The following is a 20,562-nucleotide window of genomic DNA, read 5'->3' as shown; positions in this document are numbered from 1 at the left end:
ATTGACGCTGTCCGTCATCTGTCGGATGGGTGATGGCCCGGGACGCGGCTCGCCCGTCATCATCCGGGAATGCTGACAGGGCGTGACGGCACGCTCGCCGAGGCCCGCGCCGCGCTGGTGCGGGCCGATGGCGCCGTCCTGATCGGTCCGGCGGGGGTGGGTCGCACGGCCCTCGCTCGCGCGGTGGTCGCCGACCTGCCGCCGCGACTGTTCGCCACGGTGTGGATCACCGCCACCGAGGCGAGCAAGGAGGTGCCCTTCGGCGCGCTCGGTCGACTCCTCGCGGGCGGTCACCCCGCCCTGCACCCGGCCCTGGTGCACAGCACCGTGCTGACCAGCCTCGTCGAGCGGTGCGGCCCGGCCCGCACGCCCGTCCTGGTCGTCGACGACGCCCACCTGCTCGACGGGCCGTCCGCCGGTGTGCTGCTCGGCCTCGTGCAGGCCCGAGCGGTCCGGGCCCTGCTCACCGTCCGGTCGGGGGTCCCGGTGCCCGACGCCGTCGTCGCGCTGTGGAAGGACGTCGGACTGTCCCGACTGGTGGTGCCCGCCCTGACCGAGGCCGAGGTCGGCGCGCTGGCGGCGGAGCGGTTGGCAGGTCCGGTCAGCCGGTCCACCACCCACCTGCTGTGGCAGTGGACCGGCGGACTGCCACATCTGGCGGTGGCGTTGCTCGACCACGGGCAGGAGGTCGGTTCGCTGGCCCGCGACAGCGACCAGTGGCGCTGGCGCGCCGGCCTGGCGGTGCCCGCACAGCTGGCGGACCTGCTCGACCGGGAGCTGGACCAGGTCGGCCGCCCCGGTGAGGAGGCGCTGGCCGCGATGGCGCTCGGCGGGCCGCTGCCGCTGCCCGTCGCGGAGGCCGCCGCGTCGGCGGAGCTGCTCGCCGACCTCGAACAGCTCGGTATGCTCCGCAGCGAGCAGCGCGGCGACGAGGTCCTGGTGCGGTTGCGCGATCCGATGCTCGGCGCGGCGGTACGCCGACGCATGTCACCCGCCCGGCGTCGCCGCATCGCCGCCACGCTGCTGACCGGCGCACGGCAGGCCACGCCGCGCGGCTCGCACGCGGTGGCCCGCGCGCTCTGGGCGGTGCACGCCGGGCAACCGGTTGACCCGCCGGAGCTGGTGCGGTCTGCCGGCCTGTGCCTGTACGCCGACCCGGAGGCCTCGGAACAGTTGGCCCGGCGAGCGTGGCAGGAGGGTGGTGGGGCGTCGGCGGCGGTCGCGCTCAGCGCCGCCCTCGCCGAGCAGGGCCGCGCCGTCGAGGCGTACGAGACGCTGCGGACCGCCGCCCGGGACGCCGACGCGGCCGGTGACCCGACCGCCCGGGTGACGGTGGGGGTGGCCCTGGCCGCGCATCGCCTCTGGGTCGGGCGGGAGCCCGGACAGGCGTACGACGACCTGCGACGACTGCGCGCGGAAGCCGATGCGGCCGGTGACTCTGCCGGCCGGGCGGAGTTGGCCGCGCTCGGCGTGCTGGTCCAGCTGTTCAGCGGCGAGTCGGCGGGGGTGCTGGCGAGCGCCCGTCAGCTCCTGGGCGAGTCACTCCCGCGCGGCGCGCGGCTTCGGGTCATGTTGGCGTCGGTCGTGGCGCTGGTGCTGGCCGGCCGCACGGAAGAGGCGGTACGGGTGGGCCGCACGGTGGTCGAGGCGGTCGAGCGGTCCGGCTCGTCGGCCATGCCGCAGATCCGTGGCATGGCCGGGGCGGCGCTGGCCCTGGCCGAGCTGTGGCGTCAGCCCACCCCGACCGGTCCGGTCACCGACCCGGCCACCGGTCGGTGGCCGCTGCCCCCGGACCCGCTCGTCTCCGGTCTGTCCCCCACCGCCTGGCCCCTCTTCGACGGGTACGCCCAGCGGGTCAGCGGGGATCGAGCGGGCGCCATCAGCCGGCTCCGGGACGCCGTCGCCCAACAGGCCGGCGGCAACGGCATGTTCCGCGCCGAGGCAACCGGCTGGCTGGCCGTCACGCTGGCCGAGGACGGCCGCCCGGACGAGGCGGAGTCGGTGCTACGGGAGCACCCCGTCGACGCGGTCGCGCTGGTCCCGGGGCTGCGCCCGTGGGCGCTGGCGGCGGTCGCCGCGGCGACCGGTCGGCGCGCTCGGGCGGGCGAGCTGATGGACGAGGCGATCGTGGTCGCGCACGCCTCCGGGAGTTGGTTGGTGGAACTGGGCTATCTCATCTACGCCGCGCACCTGGATCCGGTCGCCGGTCCGGCCCGTTACGCGGACCGCATCGCCGAGGCTCTCGTCCACGTGGACGCCGAGCGGCTCGTGGCCGCCGGCCGGGCGGTGATCGCGCTGGCCGGACGCGATCCCACCGTGATCCTGGAGCACGCGCACCGCCTGGTGGACATGAACATGACCGGCGAGGCGCTGAAGGTGGCCGGAGAGGTCGGCCGGCGGGCCGGGGTCACCGACACCGTCCGGCTCGCCGTCGACCTGCGTGCCCGGCTGCGATCGGCGGTGCGGGACGACCCCGCGAGGGTGGCGGGGCTGACCGCGCGCGAGCGGCAGATCGCCGGGCTCGCCGCCCGGGGCCTGTCCGACCGGGAGATCGCCGAGGCGTTGGTGCTGTCGGTGCGTACCGTGCAGACACATCTGGGACGGGCCTACCGCAAGCTGGCGGTGACCTCCCGGCGGGACCTGTCGGACGCCTTACGGCCGGCGGGCTGAGGCCACCGGCGGTGGCCGAGGCGCGACGTGCGCCCCGGCCACCGCCCCTAGGAGTTCTTCGTGTAGCAGGTGACCCGGCCGTTGGAGTCCTCACGGCAGTCCGCGCCCTTGGCGCCGAGGACGTTGATGCTGCCGACCAGGAACGTGAAGCCCAATCCGGTCAGGATGCCGATGCCGACCTTCTTGGCGACCTCGGCGAAGTTGGCCGTGACGTCGAGCCGGAAGCTGACCGGCGCGTACCGGATCTGCTCCCACAACTCGGCGATGCGCGGGTCCTGGCCGGTGATGCTGAAGTCGTCGCTGCTGTGATCGTCGGTCACCCGGCCGGTGGCGACGGCCACGAACACCTGCTTGTGCTGGTCCACGACGTTCGGGCCGGCGGCGAAACTCCAGCTGTGGCTGAGGAAGCCGTTCTCGTGTACGTGCCCCTGGAACCAGTAGTGGCCGTCGCTGGCCATCCGCAGCCAGGCTGTGCCCTTCACGCTCGACGGCAGCAGGCTGCCGGAGAACGTCTCGGTCCACTCCTGTTCCAGCCGGTCCATCGCCACCCTTGTCGACCCGGCCGGATGCCCGACCTGCGCGCCCACCTGACGCAGCGTCAGCGGCGCACGGATGTCGAGGTACCGGCCGGCGGCGGTACGGACGCTGGCCATGACCTCACTCCCTCGACTTCCAGAAGTGGGTGGTCCCGTTCTCGTCCTTGTACGCGTGGACCTTGCCCGGCTGGCCGAAGAACGCGACCCACCCGGCGACCACCGCGCCGAAGATCACCACCGGAATCCACTTCAGGATGTTGCCGATCAGCTCTGCCACATTCATCGACACGCTCAGCCGGAAGTTCACGCTGGCCGTGCTGAGCTGATCCCAGTACTGCGCGATCCGCGGGTCCTGCCCGTGCTCGGCGAAGTCGTCGCTGCTGTGGTTGTCGGACACCTTGCCGCTCGCGGAGAAGACGAAGGCGTTGCCGTCATCGTCCACGAAGCCCGGCGTGGCGACCAGCGACCAGTTGTGCGTGACGGCGCCGTTCTCGTGCACGTGCCCGTCGAACATGTAGCCGCCGTCGCTGAACAGCCGCAGCCACGCCGAACCCTTGACGCTGGAGGGCAGCAGGCTCCCGGAGAACCACTCGCTCGACGTCTGTTCGAGCTGTACGAGCAGCCGGCGGGTGGAGCCGGTGGGGTGGCCGAGTTCCGTGCCGACCTCCCGCACCGTCAGAGGCGCCTCGAACCGTAGGTACTTCCCGGCCTTCTGACGCAGGCTGTTCATGACGTGGTCACCATGATCGGCACCAGTGCCCGACCGGTCGGCAGCGGCCCGAGCGCCTTGCCCAGGATCGCCCCGACCGCCTTGAGCGGGTCGGCCACCCGCATGGCGTGTCCCCGGGTGGGGGAGGTGGTCAGCAGGTCGCCGGGGCGCACCGCGCCGTGCGCCGCGTCGACCAGGCAGTAGACCTTGCCGGCCAGGGCCAGCGGGCGACGCTGCTCGCTGTCCGGTCGCCGGTCCAGCACCATCGCCGGCGCGAAGCTGCCGGCGCCGGAGACCACGCCGGCCACCGCCGTGTCGTACGGCTTGTCGGCCAGTTCCAACGCGCCGGTCTCGCCGATCACGAGCACCGCCCCCGGGATCGCCGACGGCAGGTGACCGGCCGCGACGTCGAACTCCTCGGCCAGGTCGGCGTTGCTGAGCGAGATGTCGCCGTGCACCCCGTCGATGACCACCGTGTACGCCCGGGTGTCCGGGTTGGCGAAGGACATCGAACTCTGGTCACCGCTGATCGCGACCGTGTAGGTGCGCGTCTTGCTGTGGCAGAACTTGATGTGGTTGTTGGCGCCGTCGAGGTCGACCTCGTTCGCCGCGACGACCTTGGAGTTGACCGCGTTGGTCGCGGACACGTTGGTCGCCGTGACACTGGGGCTGTTCACGTTGTTGGCGGCCCACACGTCGCCCGTGGTGCCGTTGAGCAGCAGCCGGTACTGCCGGGTGTCCGGGTGGGCGAAGGACATCGAGCTGTGCTCGCCGTCGATGCCGATGGTGTACGTGCGGGTCTTGCTGTGACAGAACTTCACGTGGTTGCCCGGCCCGTCCAGGTCGACCTGGTTGGCGCTCAGGCTCCGGCTGTTGACGTTGTTGGCGGCCCACAGGTTGCCGTTCTGCCCGTCCAGAACTGTCGTGTAGGCGCGCTTGTCGTTCGCCAGGCTGATGGTGCTGGTGCCGCCGTTCATCCCGATCGTGTACGCGCGGGTCGTGAAGTTGGTGAGGACGAGAGCGTTGTCGGCGCCGTCGAGCACGACGGCCCGGGCGGCGACGGTGTCGGCGGTGATGGTCGTCGGCGGTGTCGCCGTCGGCGTGGCCGGTGCCGCCTGGGCGTCACCCTTGGCCGGCGGCGTCGCCGTGGCGGGCGGACCGTCGGCGCGCTGCGCCTGCTCGGCCTCGCGGGCCGGCGCGGGGGCCCGGACCGGCGGCGGGGCCGGTGGGGCGACGTCCGCCCGGGCCGGAGCCTCGTCCGGGGTGGTTCGTTGCGGCGGTGTGGTCGGTGCGGTGGTGGGCCGGGCGATCGCCTCGGCGCTGTCCGGGTTGCTGGCCTTCGCGGCCTCGTTGCTGGTCATGTGTCCATTGCAGCCGCGAGTCGGGTGGTTGGACGTCCGCAGCCGCTACGTAGATTTGCCCACCCGACTACGTAGTCGTCGGCCGGCGTACGCTGCCGCGATGGCCGCACCGCGTCGCATCCTGGTCTACGGGGTGTACGGCGCGGGCAAGTCCACTCTGGCCGCCCGGTTGGCGCAGCGCCTCGACGTGCCGTGGTATCCGGTGGACGACCTGCTGTGGCTGCCGGGCTGGGTCGAGGTGCCGGTCGCCCAGCAGCGCAGCCGGATCGAGGAGATCTGCCGCCGGGACGCCTGGATCCTCGACGGCGCGTACCACGGGTGGCGGGACGTACCGCTGGCGCGCGCCGACCTGGTGGTGGCCCTGGACTACCCGCGGTGGCGTTCGTTCGGGCGTCTGCTGCGTCGTACGCTGCGCCGCCTGGGCACGGGCGAGGTGATCTGCAACGGCAACCGCGAATCAGTCGGCAGCGTGCTGTCCCGGGACTCGATCCTGCTCTGGCACGTCGCCGCGTTCGGGCGCGCACGGCGGCGGATGCGCGCCTGGCAGGCCGATCCGGCCCGCCCGCCGGTTCTCCTGTTCACGCACCCCGCGGCCCTGGACGACTGGCTGTCGAGGCTGCCGCCCCGGTGAACGCGCTCAGCCCGCCCGCTTGTCGACCCGGGTCGCCCGGCCCACGACGCACGGCGAGGAGGGGCTGGAGCTGCCGGTCGGGAACCGGAAGCGTCGCAGCTCCTCGACGGCGAACCCCGCCGCCGCGATGGCGGCCGTGGTGTCGCGGCCGGTGTGGCAGCCGGCGAACAGCTTCGGCCACAGCGTGGCGTCGGACAGCCGCTGGACCCGGCGCAGGCGGTTGGTTTCCTCGGCCGCGACGTGCTCGAAGAAGCGCAGCTGCCCGCCGGGGCGCAGCACGCGGTGGATCTCAGCGAGCGCTGCCGCCTGGTCGGGCACGGTGCACAGCACCAGCGCGACCACTGCCGCGTCGAACTCGCCGTCGGCGGCGGGAAGCGCCTCGGCCAGGCCGTCGACGACCGTGACCGGCACCGGTGCGCCCGCGGCCGCGCGGACGGCGGCGGCACGCAGGCGACGTTCCGGTTCGACCGCGACGACCTCGGTCACGGCGCGGGGGTAGTGGGGGAACATGCGTCCGTTGCCGGCGCCGACCTCGATCACCCGGCCACTCAGGCCAGCGGCCAGGTCACGGCGGAACTCGGCGGTGCCGGCACGGTCCATGGCGACGCTGAGTCGCTCGTAGACCCGCGCGAACACCGGATGGGACACAGCGGCCACGTCGACCTCCAGGATTCGCGGGGCGGCGACCACAATCATGGGTCGCGATGTCAACCGCGCCGGTCCGGCGCGCTCCGTAGGCTGGGTTCGTCAGGCGATTCGGCACACCGGAAGTGGTCCGATCATGAAGATCGTCGTCATCGGCGGGAGCGGTCTCATCGGCTTTAAGGTCGTCCAGAACCTCGGCGGGCAGGGCCACGAGGCGGTGGCGGCATCCCCGAAGACCGGTGTGAACACCCTGACCGGCGAGGGGGTGGCCGAGGCGCTCGACGGCGCCGCTGTCGTCGTCGACACGTCGAACTCCCCGTCGTTCGAGGACACCGCCGTCCGGGAGTTCTTCGAGACGTCGACCCGGAACCTCCTCGCCGCCGCCGCCACCGCCGGGGTGCGGCACTACGTCGTGCTCTCGATCGTGGGCTCCGACCGGCTCCCGGAGAGCGGGTACATGCGGGCGAAGGTCGCACAGGAGAAACTCGTCGCCGCGTCCGGTCTGCCGTACACGCTGGTCCACGCCACCCAGTTCTTCGAGTTCCTCCCGGGCATCGTCGACGCCGCCACGGACGGCGACACGGCGCGGCTGGCGCCGGTGCTCATCCAACCCATGGCGGCGGACGACGTCGCGTCCGAGGTGACCGCTGTCGCGCTCGACGCGCCGACGAACGGCGTCGTCGAGATCGCCGGCCCGGAACAGTTCCGTCTCGACGAGCTGGGACGGTCCGTCCTCGCCACCCGGCACGACTCCCGTTCGGTCGTGTCCGACCCCGGGGCGCGTTACTTCGGCGCCACGCTGACCGAGCGCTCGCTCGTTCCGGACGACGGCGCCCGCATCGCCGCCACCCGCCTCGACGGGTGGCGTGCCCGAGCGGCGAGGTAGCCACCGCCTCACTCCGGTGGCGTGCGCCGCAGGCGGTGCGCCAACTCCCGCACCGCCGCCGCGAACCGCTCGTCGGACTCGGCCGGCCAGTGCCCGAGGATCGGCGGCGGAACGCTGTCGCCGGGCGGGGTCACCACATCGCTGGGGTCGACCTCCCGGCGATCCACCGCGGCGGCCGGGTCACCGGCGGACGCCTCGGGTCCCCGGTCGGGAAAGACGCGCCCGCCGATCGGGTCGGTGTCCCGCCAGAGGTTGACCCACCGCCAGCCCACCCGGTTGCCGATCTCGTGCAGCACCGCGTCGTCGAGGTAGGCGGGGAAGAGTCGCGCGTAGAGCCGGCGCAGCGGTGACCCGTGCGTGAGCAGCGCGACCCGGCCGCCGATCCGGGATGGCAACTGGAGCACCGCGGCGGCGAGCAGGACCGAGCCGTGGCTGTGCCCGGAGAGCAGCACGCGGTCCCCGCGCTCCACCAGGTAGGTGATCCGCCGCGTCAGCTCCGGCACGGCCCGTTCGGCGTAGCAGGGCGGCGCGAACGGGTGGGCGGCCCGGGGCCAGAAGGTGCCGAGGTCCCAGATGACACCGATGTGCCGCCGGAAGCTGGTGGTGCGGTAGGCGAAGATACCGGCGAGCACCAGGCCGAGAAGGCCCACCGCCTTCACCCAACTGGTGAACGCGATGCTGAAGGTGACCGCGCCCGCCGGCAACCGGGTGTACCGCTCGACGACGTCGCCCGGAAACACGCCCAACAGGCCGAGGGTGGTGCTGGCGGAGCCGACCCCGGCGAGACAACCGAAGATCACGCCCAGCAGCACCAGACGTTCGGTGAAGCTGGCCCGGGCCACCGCGTCGCGTACCTGTCGCAGCCGCGGGCGGGCCTCCGTCGGCGCGTCCGGGTAGTCGCGTGTGACGATCGCCGCCGCACGGCGGCGACGTCCGGAGCGGGAGACCGTGACGACCAGCACGGCGACGAGCGCCGTGACCAGCGCGGTGCGGAGAAAACCGAAGATCGCCCAGGTGTACGCCCGGGGCGGACCCGACGCGATGCCCTCCCCGGTCGGCAGGTCGCGGTCGAGGTAGTCCGCCACCCGGTAGACCAGCTCGGCGGAGTACCCCACCGCCGTGCTGATCCCCGCGGCCGCGATGACCAGCGCTCCCAGCCCGAACAGGGGGCTGCCCCTGCGCCGCCAGAGCAGGAACACGCCGAGGGCGGCCAGCAGGATCGTCTGGGTGGCGAACAGCCAGACCAGCGTCCTGTCGTAGCCGGGCAGTGCGGCGTCCTCGCGCCAGCCGGCCGGGCTGGTCGCCACGTGGGCGGCGACCACGACGGCCAGGACCATCGCGGTCGTGCGCAGGGCGGTGGTGATCGTGTCGAGCCGCCGGTCGGTGGGGGACCGGTCGATCAGCGCCGGCGTGCAGAGCAGCGCCACGCAGGCCGCCAGGACCACGCCGGTGACCACCGCCAACGCGATCGTGGCGACCGAGACGCCGCGCGCGGCGCGAGCGGTGAGCAGGACGAGACTCAACGTCCCGAACGCCGCAGCGACGTGTACGGATCGCAGCCGCCCCACCAGGGGTTCCGCGTCCCACGTGCCGACCGTGCTGAGCCGATGCCCGGCGACCTCCTCGTCGGGCGCGCGGAACGCCTCGAACGACCGTCCGGGCCGGTTGCTGAGCCGCCACACCAGGCCGATCGCGGCGGCCGGGACCAGCGCGAACACCGCCAGTCGTCGCCCGACGGGCTGACCGCTGAACCAGGACAACCAGCTGCGGCCGGCCAGGCAGCGGGGCGAGTTCAGGCAGTGCCAGGCGAGCAGGTCGAGGGCGACGCCGGCGATGGCGAGCACGTACAGCACGGTGAGGGTGAGTGCCAGCACCCGGCAGAGGGACTTGACCACGCTCTCCGAGCGGGGGTTCGCCGGCCGCATCCAGATCGCCACGTTGACCAGCAGGAACGGCAGTAGCAGCACCAGCGCCAGGGTGCGGGCGACGGTTCCGGAGGGTAGGTCGCCCCAGCGGTACGCCTCCAGCGTCACACCGCGCGCCTCGGGGGTCGCCCAGCTCGGCCGGACCCGGACGAAGCCGCCCATCTGGTCGCCCGCGACCTGCACCGTCCGCGCCAGGCCCAGCACCTGCTCGGTGCTCGCGCCGGAGACGCCGTGCACCCGCAGCTCCACGATGTCGGAGGCGGTGTCGGGGCCGCTCATCCGCGCTGATCCATCCGCCACCGCCCCCCGAGACACCCCGACCGCCCGGTGCCGGCGATCGGCCCGTGGGTGGCCCGCCACCGGCGTGGCGGACCGGGGTCTACCCGGCCGGGACGCGCCCAATCGCCCGGGGTCGCCCCCGGTCGGCGCTCGCCGCGTCACCTACCCGCCCGGAACGCTCCCGGCCACCTTGTGGCGGTAGGCGCGTGGTGAGACGCCGGTGACCCGTTTGAAGGCCACGCTGAGGGCGCTCTCCGAGCCGTATCCGACGGCTCGGGCGATGGCCGCGACGGAGTCGGAGCCGTGCCGGATGCGGTCCGCCGCGAGTTCGATCCGCCATCCGGTGAGGTATTCCAGCGGACCGACGCCGACGACCTTCCGGAAGCGGGCGGCGAGCGTCGAGCGGGAGACGGCGGCGCTGCGGGCGATGGCATCCACCGTCCACTGCTGCGCGGGCCGGGCGTGCATCGCCCGCAGAGCGGGGGCGACCACCGGGTCGGCGAGCCCGGCCAGCCAACCGGAGGTGTGCTGCGGGTCGCGGGCGAGGTGCACCCGCAGGACCTGGATCAGCAGGACGAGCGCCAGGTGTTCCGCGACGAGCCGCGACCCGAGCTGAGGCCGCCGCAGCTCGATGTCGATCTGGTCGAGGGCCCACCGGATGGTGGCGGCCTCGGGAGCGTCGGCCGGCACGTGGATGACCGGCGGAAGGCCGTCCAGCAGGAGGCTGCGACCCCTGTCGCCCAGGGAGAACGCGCCGCCGATGAGGAACATGTCGGCACCCTCGCCGACGTGTGCCACGCCGTCGCCGGCGGCGGCGAAGATCGGGTACGCCGGCTGGGTCGGTACGTCGGGATCGCTGAAGAGCGTGTACGACACCGGCCGGGTCAACAGGTAGCAGTCGCCCTCGGTGAGGGCGATCGGTTCGGCCTCGCCCTCGATGAGCAGGTGGCAGCTGCCGCGTCGGATGGCGTTGAACTTGGCGCCGGCCGGCGGGTCGAACCGGACCGCCCAGCGCCCACCCGCGACGAGACCGGCGGACAGGTGCGCGGTGGCACCGAGCAGTGCCAGCACGTCTTCGAGTGGGTCCATCCGCACCGTCCTGGACGCTCGCGAAAGTATGAAGGACTTATGACTATAGGCAGTCCAGGGTGAGCTTGCATAGCGTGGTGGACATGACAGCGCACGCACGCCTCACCACCGGATTCACCGCCCGCACCACCGCCGCCGAGATCCTCGACGGCGTGGACCTGACCGGGCGTCGGATGATCGTCACCGGCGGCGCCTCGGGCATCGGTGTCGAGACGGTTCGCGCACTGGCCGGCGCCGGCGCGCAGGTCACGGTAGCGGTCCGTGACCCGGATCGGGCCGCGGGGATCGTCGAGGAGTTCGCCGGCGACGCCGCGCGGGGAAGCGTCCGGTCGGCCGCGCTCGACCTCGCCGATCTGTCGTCGGTCGACGCGTTCGTCGCGGCCTGGGACGGCCCGCTCGACGCGCTGGTCGCCAACGCCGGCATCATGGCGCTGCCGACCCGTCAGCTCTCGGCCCAGGGCTGGGAGCTCCAGCTCGCGACCAACTACCTGGGGCACTTCGCGCTGGCCGTTGGAGTGCGCGACAACCTGCGGGCGGCGGGCGCGGCGCGGGTCGTGCTGGTCAGCTCCGGAGCACACCTGAGCGCCCCGTTCGACGCCGCGGATCCCCACTTCGAGCGGCGGCCATACGACCGGTGGACGGCGTACGGGCAGTCGAAGACGGCGGACGTACTGCTGGCGGTGGGCATCACCCGGCGGTGGGCGGCGGACGGGATCACCGCCAACGCCCTCAACCCCGGCTACATCCACACCAATCTCCAGCGCCACCTCGACGACGACACGATGCGCGCGCTCGGCGGGATGGACGAGGCGGGCAACCTCGTGGTGCCGGACTACTACAAGACGCCCGCCCAGGGTGCGTCGACCACGGTCCTGCTCGCGGCGTCGCCCCTGCTTGAGGGCATCGGGGGCCGGTACTTCGTCGACAACCAGGAGATGGAGGTGGTTCCCGGTGGCCCCGATGCCTCGGACGGCGTCGCGGACCACGCGGTCGACCCGGTGGCCGCGGACGCGCTCTGGGCGTACGCCGAGAAGGCGCTCGCCGAGCGCTGAGCGGGACCGCCGTCCGACGCCGGGCGCGGCGCGGGCCCGCGTGGCCGCGCCCGGCGTTCAGGATTGATCGGGGTGGGGCGGGGTAGCCGCCCGCCATGGTCGCTGCCGGTCGTCCCGGTGTGGACGGGGACGCGTCGGCGCGCGCCGACGGGGCAGCGCCGCCCGGCCCGGCGTCGACCGCCGCGCGGCTGCGGGGCCAGCTGTCGGGCACGCTGCGGGATCGAGCGCGGCGGGTTCGGGGTATCGGGGGGCTGGCCCTGCAGGCCGGCGTGGCAGCGGCGCTGTCCTGGCTGGTGGTGCGCGACGTGCTGCACGTCTCGCAGCCGGTGTTCGCGCCGATCTCCGCGGTCTCCACCCTCGCGGCGTCGGTCGGGCAACGCCTGCGCCGCACCGTCGAGCTGATCATCGGTGTCACCGTCGGGGTGCTGGTCGGTGACCTGCTGCTCGGGGTGATGGGCACCGGGTGGTGGCAGCTCGCTCTGATCGTCGTGTTGGCGATCGTCGTCGCGCTGTTCCTCGTCGGCAGCGCGGCCGTGGTGATCCAGGCGGGCGCTACGGCCGTGCTCATCGCCACGCTGAGTCCAGCCGTGCGCGACCTGGAGATCCCCCGCTTCGTGGATGCTCTCGTCGGGGGCGCCGTGGCACTGCTGGTCACCGCCGTCCTGCTGCCGTTGAGCCCGTTGCGGGTGCTCAACCGGGCCGCGCGACCGGCGCTGGACCTGCTCAGCGCCCAACTCGACGCCACCGCCGGCGCGTTGGCCGACCGGGACATCGACCGCGCGCTGACCGCCCGGGCGAGGTTGCGGCAGAACAAGGACGAGTTGGGTGCGCTCGTCGAGGCGACGCAGGGTGCCCGGGAGGCCAGCACCCTCTCACCCGTGCACTGGCATCAGCGGCAGGGGCCGGTGGCCCGGTACGCGCGCACGGCGGAGCCGATCGACCGGGCCATGCGCAATGCGGGAACGCTGATCCGTAGGGCGGTGACCCTGCTCGAGGACGGTGAGCCCGTCCCGGAACCCCTGCCCACGGCGGTCGCCGGCCTGGCCGAGGCGGTACGCCTGCTCCAGCGGCAGTTCGCCGCCGGCAAGGAGCCCGTTCAGGCGCGCGAGCGGGCGCTCCGCGCGGTCTGCGCCGCTGGCGACGCCTACCGGGAAGGCGTCGGTTTCTCCGGGAACGTCGTGGTGGCGCAGGTTCGGACGACCGCCAGCGACCTGCTGGTGGCCACCGGTCTGAGCCAGGAGGCCGCGAACCGGGTGGTCCGCCGCGCGTTCGCAACCGCTGACACACCCGCTGAGCAGCGCCGATGACTACCGTGGCAGCAATCTGAGCCACAGGTGTTGCATGCTGAGCCAAAGTGGTGCCATGATGGTGCCATGGACTTGAGGCCGTACGTCGAGAACCTGCGTAACGAGTTCGCCGTGGCAGCCGAGGGCGTGGATCCGGAGAGTCGGGCGCTGGCCGAACGGCTCTTCACCCAGCTCGAAGCGGCCACCCATCTCACGCTGCTCGAGGCGCTGTCCGACGCGGCCGACGAGATCACCCGCGATCTCGCCCCCGGGTCGGTGCACGTCCGGCTGCGCGGACGCGAGCCCGACTTCGTGGTGGCGCCCGCCGCCGCGCCCACGGACGGGCCGGGCGAGCCCGCCGCGCCAGCTCCGGCCCCGGCGCCTCTGCTGCCACCCGAGGGCGACGAGGGCGGCACGTCCCGGATCAACCTCCGCCTTCCCGACCACCTCAAGGCCAGCGTCGACGAGGCCGCGAGTCGCGCCGGGCTCTCCGTCAACGCGTGGCTGGTGCGCGCCGTCGCCGGCGCGGTCGGGGCCGGTGGCCCCGACCGTCAGCCGCCGCGCCGGCCGGAGCCCCCGAGGTCCGGCCAGCACGTCACCGGCTGGGCGCGCTGAGCAGCCGCACACCCACCCCGTAGCTCTTTCCGCCTCCGCCAACACCTCCCGGGAGACCACCATGCCTGTTTTCGACACGCCAGAACCGATCTCCGTCCAGGTCGAGCTGCCCATCGGGGACGCCTGGATCGCCGCGACCGACCGCACCGACACCGTGGTACGGGTACGGCCCCGCGACCCGTCGAGCAAGGCCGACGTGAACGCGGCCGAGCAGACCTCCGTCGACTTCGCCGCCGGGCAGCTGCGGATCAGGGTGCCGAAGAGCTGGCGCCGGTACGGCTTCGGCTCCGGCCCGTCGGTCGACGTCCTGATCGAGGTGCCGAGCGGCACGCGGCTGCACGCCGAGGCGGCCTGGGCGGCCTTCCGCGGCGAGGGTCGGCTCGGTGAGTGCCGGATCAAGACCGGAAGCGCGATCCGGCTGGAGGAGACCGGGCAGTTGGAGATCGACAGCAGCCACGGCGAGGTCGTGGTGGAGCGTGTTACCGGTTCGGCCCGGGTGAAGGCGTCGTCCGGCAAGGTGCGCCTCGGCGCGGTAGACGGCACCGCCGAAATCAAGAACTCCTCCGGCGACTGCTGGATCGGGCGCAGCGGAGGCGACGTCCGCATCAACACCGCGTACGGCGACATCACCGTCGACGCGTCGACCGCCTCGGTGGCGGCGCGCACCGCGTACGGCAACGTGCGGCTGGGTGAGGTCGTGCGCGGGTCGATCGAGTCACAGACCTCCTACGGCGCGATCGAGGTGGGCGTCCGGCGCGGCACCGCCGCCTGGCTCGACGTCAGCTCCCGACACGGCCGCGTCCACAACGCCCTCGACGCCGCCGACAGCCCGGCCGAGACCGACGAGACGGTCGAGATCCGCGCCAACACCTCCTACGGCGACATCACCATCCGCCGCGCCTGACGCGCCCCGGCCCGACCACAGATGAGGAAACCATGACCGGCAGCAGCAGACCCGCGATCGTCACCACCGAGCTGCGCAAGTCCTACGGCGACAAGGTCGTGCTCGACGGCATCGACCTGATGATCACCGAGGGAACGATCTTCGCGCTGCTCGGCCCCAACGGCGCCGGCAAGACCACCACCGTGCAGATCCTCTCCACCCTCCTTTCGGCCGACGGCGGCCACGCCCGCGTCCTCGGCCACGACGTGACCCGCGACGCCGACGCGGTACGCGAGCTGATCGGCGTCACCGGCCAGTTCTCCGCGGTGGACAGCCTGCTCACCGGCCGGGAGAACCTGCACCTCATGGCCGATCTGTGTCACCTGGACCGCGCGGCGGGTCGCCGCCGGATCGCCGACCTGCTCGACCAGTTCGACCTGACCGGAGCGGCGGACAAGCCGGCCGCGACGTACTCCGGCGGCACGCGCCGTCGACTCGACCTCGCGATGACACTCGTCGGCGATCCGCGCGTCATCTTCCTCGACGAGCCGACGACCGGGCTCGACCCGCGCAGCCGCCGCGCCATGTGGCACATCATCAAGGCGCTGGCCGCCGAGGGCGTCACCATCCTGTTGACGACCCAGTACCTGGAGGAGGCCGACCACCTCGCCGACCGCGTCGCCTTCCTCGACCACGGTCGGCTGATCGCCGAGGGTGCCCCGCACGAGCTCAAGCGGCTCATCCCGGGCGGTCACGTGGTCCTGCGCTTCGCCGACCAGGGCCAACTCGACTCGGCGGCCCGTACGTTCGCGACGGCCACCCGGGACGACGCCGCGCTGACCCTCGAGGTGCCGAGCGACGGCGGGGTGGGTTCGCTGCGGTCCCTCCTCGACGACCTAGACCGGGGCTCCATCACCGTCGCCGGTCTCGCCGTGCACACCCCGGATCTCGACGACGTCTTCCTCGCCCTCACCGGCCAACCCGACGCCCCCTCCAGCCGTGAAAGGGCCACTGCGCGATGAGCACCCTGACCTTCGCCCTGCGCGACTCCTCGACCATGCTGCGGCGCAACCTCCTGCACATGCGCCGCTACCCGTCGCTGACCCTCATGCTCATCGGCATCCCGGTCATCCTTCTGCTGCTCTTCGTGTACGTCTTCGGCGGCACGCTCGGCGCCGGCCTCGGACCGACCGGCGGCCGGGCCGAGTACGCCAACTACGTCACCCCCGGCATCCTGCTCATCACGGTGGCCAGCGCGGCGCAGGGCACCGCGATCTCGGTCGCCATGGACATGGCCGAGGGCATCATCGCCCGGTTCCGTACCATGGCGATCTTCCGACCGTCGGTTCTCACCGGCCACGTCGTGGGCAGCGTGTTCCAGACGATGGTCAGCCTGGCGGCCGTCACCGGCGCGGCGCTGCTCGTCGGGTTCCGCCCCACCGCCGATGCCGTCGAGTGGTTCGCCGCGATCGGCGTGCTGACCATGGTCACCGTCGCCGTCACCTGGCTGTCGGTCGCCCTGGGCCTGGTCACCAGGAGCGTCGAGACGGCCAGCAACCTGCCCATGCCGCTGGTGCTGTTGCCGTTCCTCGGCAGCGGGTTCGTCCCCACCGACTCGATGCCGACGCCGGTCCGCCTGTTCGCCGACTACCAGCCCTTCACCCCGGTCATGGAGACGCTCCGCGGCCTGCTGCTCGGCAGTGGAATCGGTGTCAACGGGCTCCTCGCGGTCGCCTGGTGCGCCGTCATCACGGTCGGCTGCTTCTGCTGGGCCAAGGCGCTCTACAACCGTCCGCGCACGGCCTGACCCAACGTCCTCCGACGACCGACGACCGACGACCCGGCCCGGATGGGGGCCGGGTCGTCGGCGTGTCACCGGGCGGTCCCTGCGTCAGCCGGGGGCCCGGCCCGCCCGTCCGGCGGGGCCCGGAAAGCCCCGACACGGCCGGCCCGGAGCCGATCACTCCGGCGACGAGTCGACCCCGCGATCATGCATCGAATGTTATCGATAACACGCCGCGCCGGCCAGCGACCCGCCGTGGCGGTCGGGTGCTGGAGCGCCGGGTCAGGGGTCCGGACGCGGCGGCGGCGCGTTCGACGGGTCTGATCATGCCTGGGTGGCGACGCCGTCGATGTTATCGCTGCCATCCGCGCCGGCCGTCGATCGTCATCGCCATCTGACGGGGTCACGACCGCCCGCTGCCCCGGATCGAGCGCCTTGCGCCGGTCCGGTATTGACGCGCCCGAGTCGGTACGGCCTCCGCGTTCCGTTACGGAGCTGTTGCAGGTAGATGTCTTGACGAGGCTGGATGTGAGCGTTAACACTATCCCCGTTAACGGTGGAGGTGAACATGGAGCGTGTGGGCGGAGCTGCCGAAAGCTACGTCGTGGGTGTCGATTTCGGCACCCTCTCCGGGCGGGCCCTGGTGGTCCGGGTTTCTGATGGTGCCGAGCTCGGGACCGCGGTGCACGAGTACGGCGACGGGGTCATCAGCGAGACGCTGCCCGGAGGTCGGTCGCTGCCCCCGGACTGGGCGTTGCAGAATCCGGACGACTACCGCGACGTGCTGCGCCACGCCGTTCCGGCCGCGGTCGCCGCGGCGGGGGTGGACCCGGCGGCGGTGGTGGGCATCGGCATCGACTTCACCGCCTGCACCGTGCTGCCGACCGACGCCCACGGCACCCCGCTGTGCGAGGTTCCCGAGCTGCGCGACCGGCCGCACTCCTGGGTCAAGCTGTGGAAGCACCACGCCGCGCAGCCGCACGCCGACCGGATCAACGCGCTGGCCCATGAGCGGTCGGAGCCGTGGATCGGCCGGTACGGCGGAAAGATCTCCGCCGAGTGGCAGTACGCCAAGGGTCTGCAGCTCCTGGAGGAGGACCCGGAGATCTACCACCGGGCCGAGCGGTTCATCGAGGCCGCCGACTGGATCGTCTGGCAGCTCAGCGGCACCGAGACCCGTAACGTCTGCACGGCCGGCTACAAGGGCATCCTGCAGGACGGGCAGTACCCGTCCGAGAGCTTCCTGACCGCGCTCAACCCTGACTTCGGCGACTTCGTGGCCAAGCTCGACGGTCCGCTGCTGCCGCTCGGCGCGCGGGCCGGCACGCTCAGCGCCCGCGCCTCCGCCTGGACCGGCCTCCCGGAGGGGATCGCCGTGGCGGTCGGCAACGTCGACGCGCACGTCACCGCGGCCTCTGCCCAGGCCGTTCAGCCCGGTCGGCTGGTCGCCATCATGGGCACGTCCACCTGCCACGTGGTCAACGGCGAGCACCCGGCCGAGGTCGCCGGGATGTGCGGCGTGGTCGACGGCGGCATCAGCCCCGGCGCGTGGGGCTACGAGGCCGGCCAGAGCGGTGTCGGCGACATCTTCGGCTGGTTCGTCGAGCACGGCGCACCGGCCGGGTTCGACTCGCACGAACGTCTCACCGAGCTGGCCGCCAGCCAGCCGGTCGGCGCGCACGGCCTGATCGCGCTGGACTGGTGGAACGGCAACCGCTCGCTGCTGGTCAACCACGACCTGAGCGGGATGATCGTCGGGATGACCCTGGCCACCCGCCCGCAGGACATCTACCGCGCGCTGCTGGAAGCCACGGCGTTCGGCACCAGGATGATCATCGACGCGTTCGTCGAGGCCGGGGTGCCCGTCAACGACCTGGTGATCGCCGGCGGCCTCACCAACAACAAGCTCCTGATGCAGATCTACGCCGACGTGACCAAGCGCCCGCTGAACATCATCGCGTCCGCGCAGGGGCCGGCGCTCGGCTCGGCGATCCACGCCGCCGTCGCCGCCGGGGCGTACCCGTCGATCCACGAGGCGTCCCAGGCGATGGGGCGGGTGCACGAGGCCGTCTACACGCCGGACCCGGAGCGGGCCCGTGCCTACGACGGCCTGTACGCCGAGTACCGGGCGCTGCACGACCACTTCGGTCGCGGCGGCAACGACGTCATGCTCCGCCTCCGGGCGATCCGCAACGCGGCGGTAGAGGCCGCCGTGCCCACCCACGAGGCCACGCTGGAGGTCGTCGCATGAACGCAGAGGTGAGCCGGCAGATCGGTGAACTGCGCGAGACCGTTGCCCGCCTGCACAGCGAGCTGACCCGGTACAACCTGGTCGCCTGGACGTCCGGCAACGTCTCGGCGCGGGTGCCCGGCCAGGACCTCATGGTCATCAAGCCGAGCGGCGTGGGCTACGACGACCTCACGGCCGAGACGATGGTGGTCTGCGACCTCGACGGCGTCCTCGTCGAGGGTGACCTGGCGCCGTCCAGCGACACGGCCGCCCACGCCTACGTCTACCGCGCCATGCCCGAGGTCGGCGGCGTGGTGCACACGCACAGCTCGTACGCCAGCGCCTGGGCGGCCTGTGGCGAGGCGATCCCCTGCCACCTCACCGCCCAGGCCGACGAGTTCGGCGGGGAGATCCCGCTGGGCCCGTTCGCGCTGATCGGCGGCGACGACATCGGCAAGGGCATCGTCGCCACGCTCTCCGGGCACCGTTCACCCGCCGTGCTCATGCGCAACCACGGTGTCTTCACCATCGGCCGCAACGCCCGCGCGGCGGTCAAGGCCGCGGTCATGTGCGAGGACGTGGCCCGTACCTCGTACCTGGCGCGCACCCTCGGGCAGCCCGTGCCGATCGCGCAGGCCGACATCGACGCTCTCTACCACCGTTACCAGAACGTCTACGGCCAACAACCAGTCGCACCGGCGAGCTCCTGACCGTCTCCACACGGCCCGCCGGTCTGCTCCACCGACGCACCAGCACGCACCACCCGCGTACGCCACCTCTGCTCGTCGGCGGCTGACGCGGTCCCCACCACACCCAGCCAAGGAGATCTGATGAGAAAGATGCGAACGCAGCGCGCTATCGCGGTCCTCGCCAGTGTGCTGCTCATCGGCGGCGTGGCGGCCTGCGGCAACAGCGACACCGGCGGCGGCGGGTCCAAGGACGATGGCAAGATCACGATGGGCTTCTCCCAGGTCGGCGCCGAGAGCGGGTGGCGTACGGCGAACACCACCTCGATCAAGGAGTCGGCGGCCGCGGCGGGCATCGAGCTGAAGTTCGACGACGCGCAGCAGAAGCAGGAGAACCAGATCAAGGCCATCCGCAACTACATCCAGCAGAAGGTGGACGTCATCGCCTTCTCGCCGGTGGTGGAGTCCGGATGGGACACCGTGCTCAAGGAGGCCAAGGACGCCGGCATCCCGGTCATCCTGACCGACCGCTCGGTCGACTCGGCCGACAAGAGCCTCTACAAGACCTTCCTCGGCTCGGACTTCGTCAAGGAGGGCAAGCTCGCGGGCGAGTGGCTGGTCGAGCAGAAGAAGGGCGCCACGGGCCCGGTCAACATCGTCGAGCTGCAGGGCAACACGGGTGCCGCTCCGGCGAACGACCGCAAGAAGGGCTTCGGCGAGGCGATCGCCGCCAACCCGAACCTGAAGATCATCGCCTCGCAGCCGGGTGACTTCACCCGGGCGGGTGGCAAGCAGGTCATGGAGCAGTTCCTCAAGGCCAACCCGAAGATCGACGTGCTGTTCGCGCACAACGACGACATGGGTCTGGGTGCTCTCGAGGCGATCACCGCGGCCGGCAAGGTGCCGGGCAAGGACATCACCATCATCACGGTCGACGCCGTCAAGGACGGTATGCAGGCTCTCGCCGACGGGAAGTTCAACTTCATCGCGGAGTGCAGCCCGCTGCTCGGCCCTCAGCTGATGGACCTCGCCAAGAAGGTCAAGGCGGGCGAGACGGTGCCGGCTCGGATCGAGACCGAGGAGACCACCTTCACGCAGGAGCAGGCCAAGGAGGCTCTGCCCACCCGCAAGTACTGATCGACGAGGAGGGGTCGCCACGCTCGCGTGGCGGCCCCGCCGCGTCGCCCCGTAAACCACGAACGGACCGGGCATGACCCGCGACGACCCGCGCCACGCCCGCCCGAGCCCAGGTGAAGGGCCGGGCGGGCGCGGTGGGAGCGCAACGGCCCATCCGCG

Annotated in this window: 18 protein-coding genes; 12 read left to right on the top strand and 6 right to left on the bottom strand. The window is 72.4% G+C overall.

Features of this window, described 5'->3' with window-relative positions; all coding sequences use genetic code 11:
• Nucleotides 1-69 precede the first annotated feature (69 nt).
• On the top strand, nt 70-2,670 hold the full coding sequence (locus tag AB0I89_RS05310) for a LuxR C-terminal-related transcriptional regulator (RefSeq protein ID WP_357120453.1): 2,601 nt from the start codon (nt 70-72) through the stop codon (nt 2,668-2,670).
• 47 nt (nt 2,671-2,717) lie between these two features.
• On the opposite strand, the gene AB0I89_RS05305 is transcribed toward AB0I89_RS05310, so the two are convergent.
• Genes AB0I89_RS05305 through AB0I89_RS05295 form a run of 3 tightly spaced genes read right to left on the bottom strand, consistent with a single transcriptional unit; the run spans nt 2,718 to nt 5,276 of the window.
• Complete coding sequence (locus AB0I89_RS05305) at nt 2,718-3,323, bottom strand: hypothetical protein (protein WP_357120450.1); 606 nt, start codon at nt 3,321-3,323, stop codon at nt 2,718-2,720.
• Between the two features lie 4 nt (nt 3,324-3,327).
• Entirely contained in the window at nt 3,328-3,936 is a 609-nt protein-coding gene (locus AB0I89_RS05300; protein ID WP_355050456.1) for a hypothetical protein, read from the bottom strand.
• Nucleotides 3,933-5,276 carry a hypothetical protein gene (locus AB0I89_RS05295; protein ID WP_357120447.1) on the bottom strand — a complete coding sequence of 448 codons (1,344 nt, stop codon included), beginning with the start codon at nt 5,274-5,276 and terminating at the stop codon, nt 3,933-3,935. Before AB0I89_RS05295 ends, AB0I89_RS05300 begins: the two co-directional genes overlap by 4 nt.
• A 100-nt stretch (nt 5,277-5,376) precedes the next feature.
• Here AB0I89_RS05295 and AB0I89_RS05290 point away from each other — a divergent pair, with 100 nt between their 5' ends.
• Complete coding sequence (locus AB0I89_RS05290; RefSeq protein WP_357120444.1) at nt 5,377-5,907, top strand: adenylate kinase; 531 nt, start codon at nt 5,377-5,379, stop codon at nt 5,905-5,907.
• Nucleotides 5,908-5,913: 6 nt separating this feature from the next.
• On the opposite strand, the gene AB0I89_RS05285 is transcribed toward AB0I89_RS05290, so the two are convergent.
• Complete coding sequence (locus tag AB0I89_RS05285) at nt 5,914-6,564, bottom strand: class I SAM-dependent methyltransferase (protein ID WP_357120441.1); 651 nt, start codon at nt 6,562-6,564, stop codon at nt 5,914-5,916.
• Nucleotides 6,565-6,688: 124 nt separating this feature from the next.
• Between AB0I89_RS05285 and AB0I89_RS05280 the strand changes: the two genes are divergently transcribed.
• On the top strand, nt 6,689-7,438 hold the full coding sequence (locus tag AB0I89_RS05280) for an SDR family oxidoreductase (RefSeq protein ID WP_357120438.1): 750 nt from the start codon (nt 6,689-6,691) through the stop codon (nt 7,436-7,438).
• 8 nt (nt 7,439-7,446) lie between these two features.
• Here AB0I89_RS05280 and AB0I89_RS05275 read toward each other — a convergent pair whose 3' ends face one another.
• Both AB0I89_RS05275 and AB0I89_RS05270 read right to left on the bottom strand, forming a co-directional pair.
• The gene (locus AB0I89_RS05275; protein ID WP_357120435.1) at nt 7,447-9,642 is read right to left on the bottom strand and encodes a hypothetical protein; all 2,196 of its coding nucleotides are present in this window, start codon (nt 9,640-9,642) and stop codon (nt 7,447-7,449) included.
• 162 nt (nt 9,643-9,804) lie between these two features.
• The gene (locus tag AB0I89_RS05270; protein WP_357120432.1) at nt 9,805-10,731 is read right to left on the bottom strand and encodes an AraC family transcriptional regulator; all 927 of its coding nucleotides are present in this window, start codon (nt 10,729-10,731) and stop codon (nt 9,805-9,807) included.
• A gap of 83 nt (nt 10,732-10,814) precedes the next feature.
• On the opposite strand from AB0I89_RS05270, the gene AB0I89_RS05265 reads away from it, so the two are divergent.
• The 9 genes from AB0I89_RS05265 to AB0I89_RS05225 all read left to right on the top strand — a co-directional run bounded on the left by AB0I89_RS05265 (nt 10,815) and on the right by AB0I89_RS05225 (nt 20,403).
• Nucleotides 10,815-11,783: an SDR family NAD(P)-dependent oxidoreductase gene (locus AB0I89_RS05265; protein ID WP_357120429.1), complete on the top strand. Its 969-nt coding sequence runs from the start codon at nt 10,815-10,817 to the stop codon at nt 11,781-11,783.
• Nucleotides 11,784-11,878: 95 nt separating this feature from the next.
• The gene (locus AB0I89_RS05260) at nt 11,879-13,090 is read left to right on the top strand and encodes an FUSC family protein (RefSeq protein ID WP_357120426.1); all 1,212 of its coding nucleotides are present in this window, start codon (nt 11,879-11,881) and stop codon (nt 13,088-13,090) included.
• Between the two features lie 66 nt (nt 13,091-13,156).
• Complete coding sequence (locus AB0I89_RS05255; protein ID WP_357120423.1) at nt 13,157-13,684, top strand: hypothetical protein; 528 nt, start codon at nt 13,157-13,159, stop codon at nt 13,682-13,684.
• Between the two features lie 61 nt (nt 13,685-13,745).
• Entirely contained in the window at nt 13,746-14,588 is an 843-nt protein-coding gene (locus AB0I89_RS05250) for a DUF4097 family beta strand repeat-containing protein (protein ID WP_357120420.1), read from the top strand.
• A gap of 32 nt (nt 14,589-14,620) precedes the next feature.
• Nucleotides 14,621-15,589, top strand: coding sequence for an ATP-binding cassette domain-containing protein (locus AB0I89_RS05245; protein WP_357120417.1), 969 nt, complete (start codon nt 14,621-14,623; stop codon nt 15,587-15,589).
• Entirely contained in the window at nt 15,586-16,374 is a 789-nt protein-coding gene (locus AB0I89_RS05240) for an ABC transporter permease (protein WP_357120414.1), read from the top strand. The genes AB0I89_RS05245 and AB0I89_RS05240 overlap by 4 nt, the downstream gene beginning before the upstream one ends.
• A gap of 544 nt (nt 16,375-16,918) precedes the next feature.
• Complete coding sequence (gene araB, locus AB0I89_RS05235; RefSeq protein WP_357120411.1) at nt 16,919-18,601, top strand: ribulokinase; 1,683 nt, start codon at nt 16,919-16,921, stop codon at nt 18,599-18,601.
• Nucleotides 18,598-19,290, top strand: a complete 693-nt coding sequence (locus AB0I89_RS05230; RefSeq protein WP_357120408.1) for an L-ribulose-5-phosphate 4-epimerase — start codon at nt 18,598-18,600, stop codon at nt 19,288-19,290. The genes araB and AB0I89_RS05230 overlap by 4 nt, the downstream gene beginning before the upstream one ends.
• 120 nt (nt 19,291-19,410) lie before the next feature.
• A complete protein-coding gene (locus AB0I89_RS05225) occupies nt 19,411-20,403 on the top strand; it encodes an ABC transporter substrate-binding protein (protein ID WP_357120405.1) in 993 nt (330 codons plus the stop codon).
• The last annotated feature ends 159 nt before the right edge of the window (nt 20,404-20,562 follow it).

Source organism: Micromonospora sp. NPDC049801, assembly GCF_040656575.1.
Classification (GTDB): Bacteria; Actinomycetota; Actinomycetes; order Mycobacteriales; family Micromonosporaceae; genus Micromonospora.
Note: the sequence above shows the minus strand (reverse complement) of the source record. Positions and strands in the feature narration are given on the sequence as shown.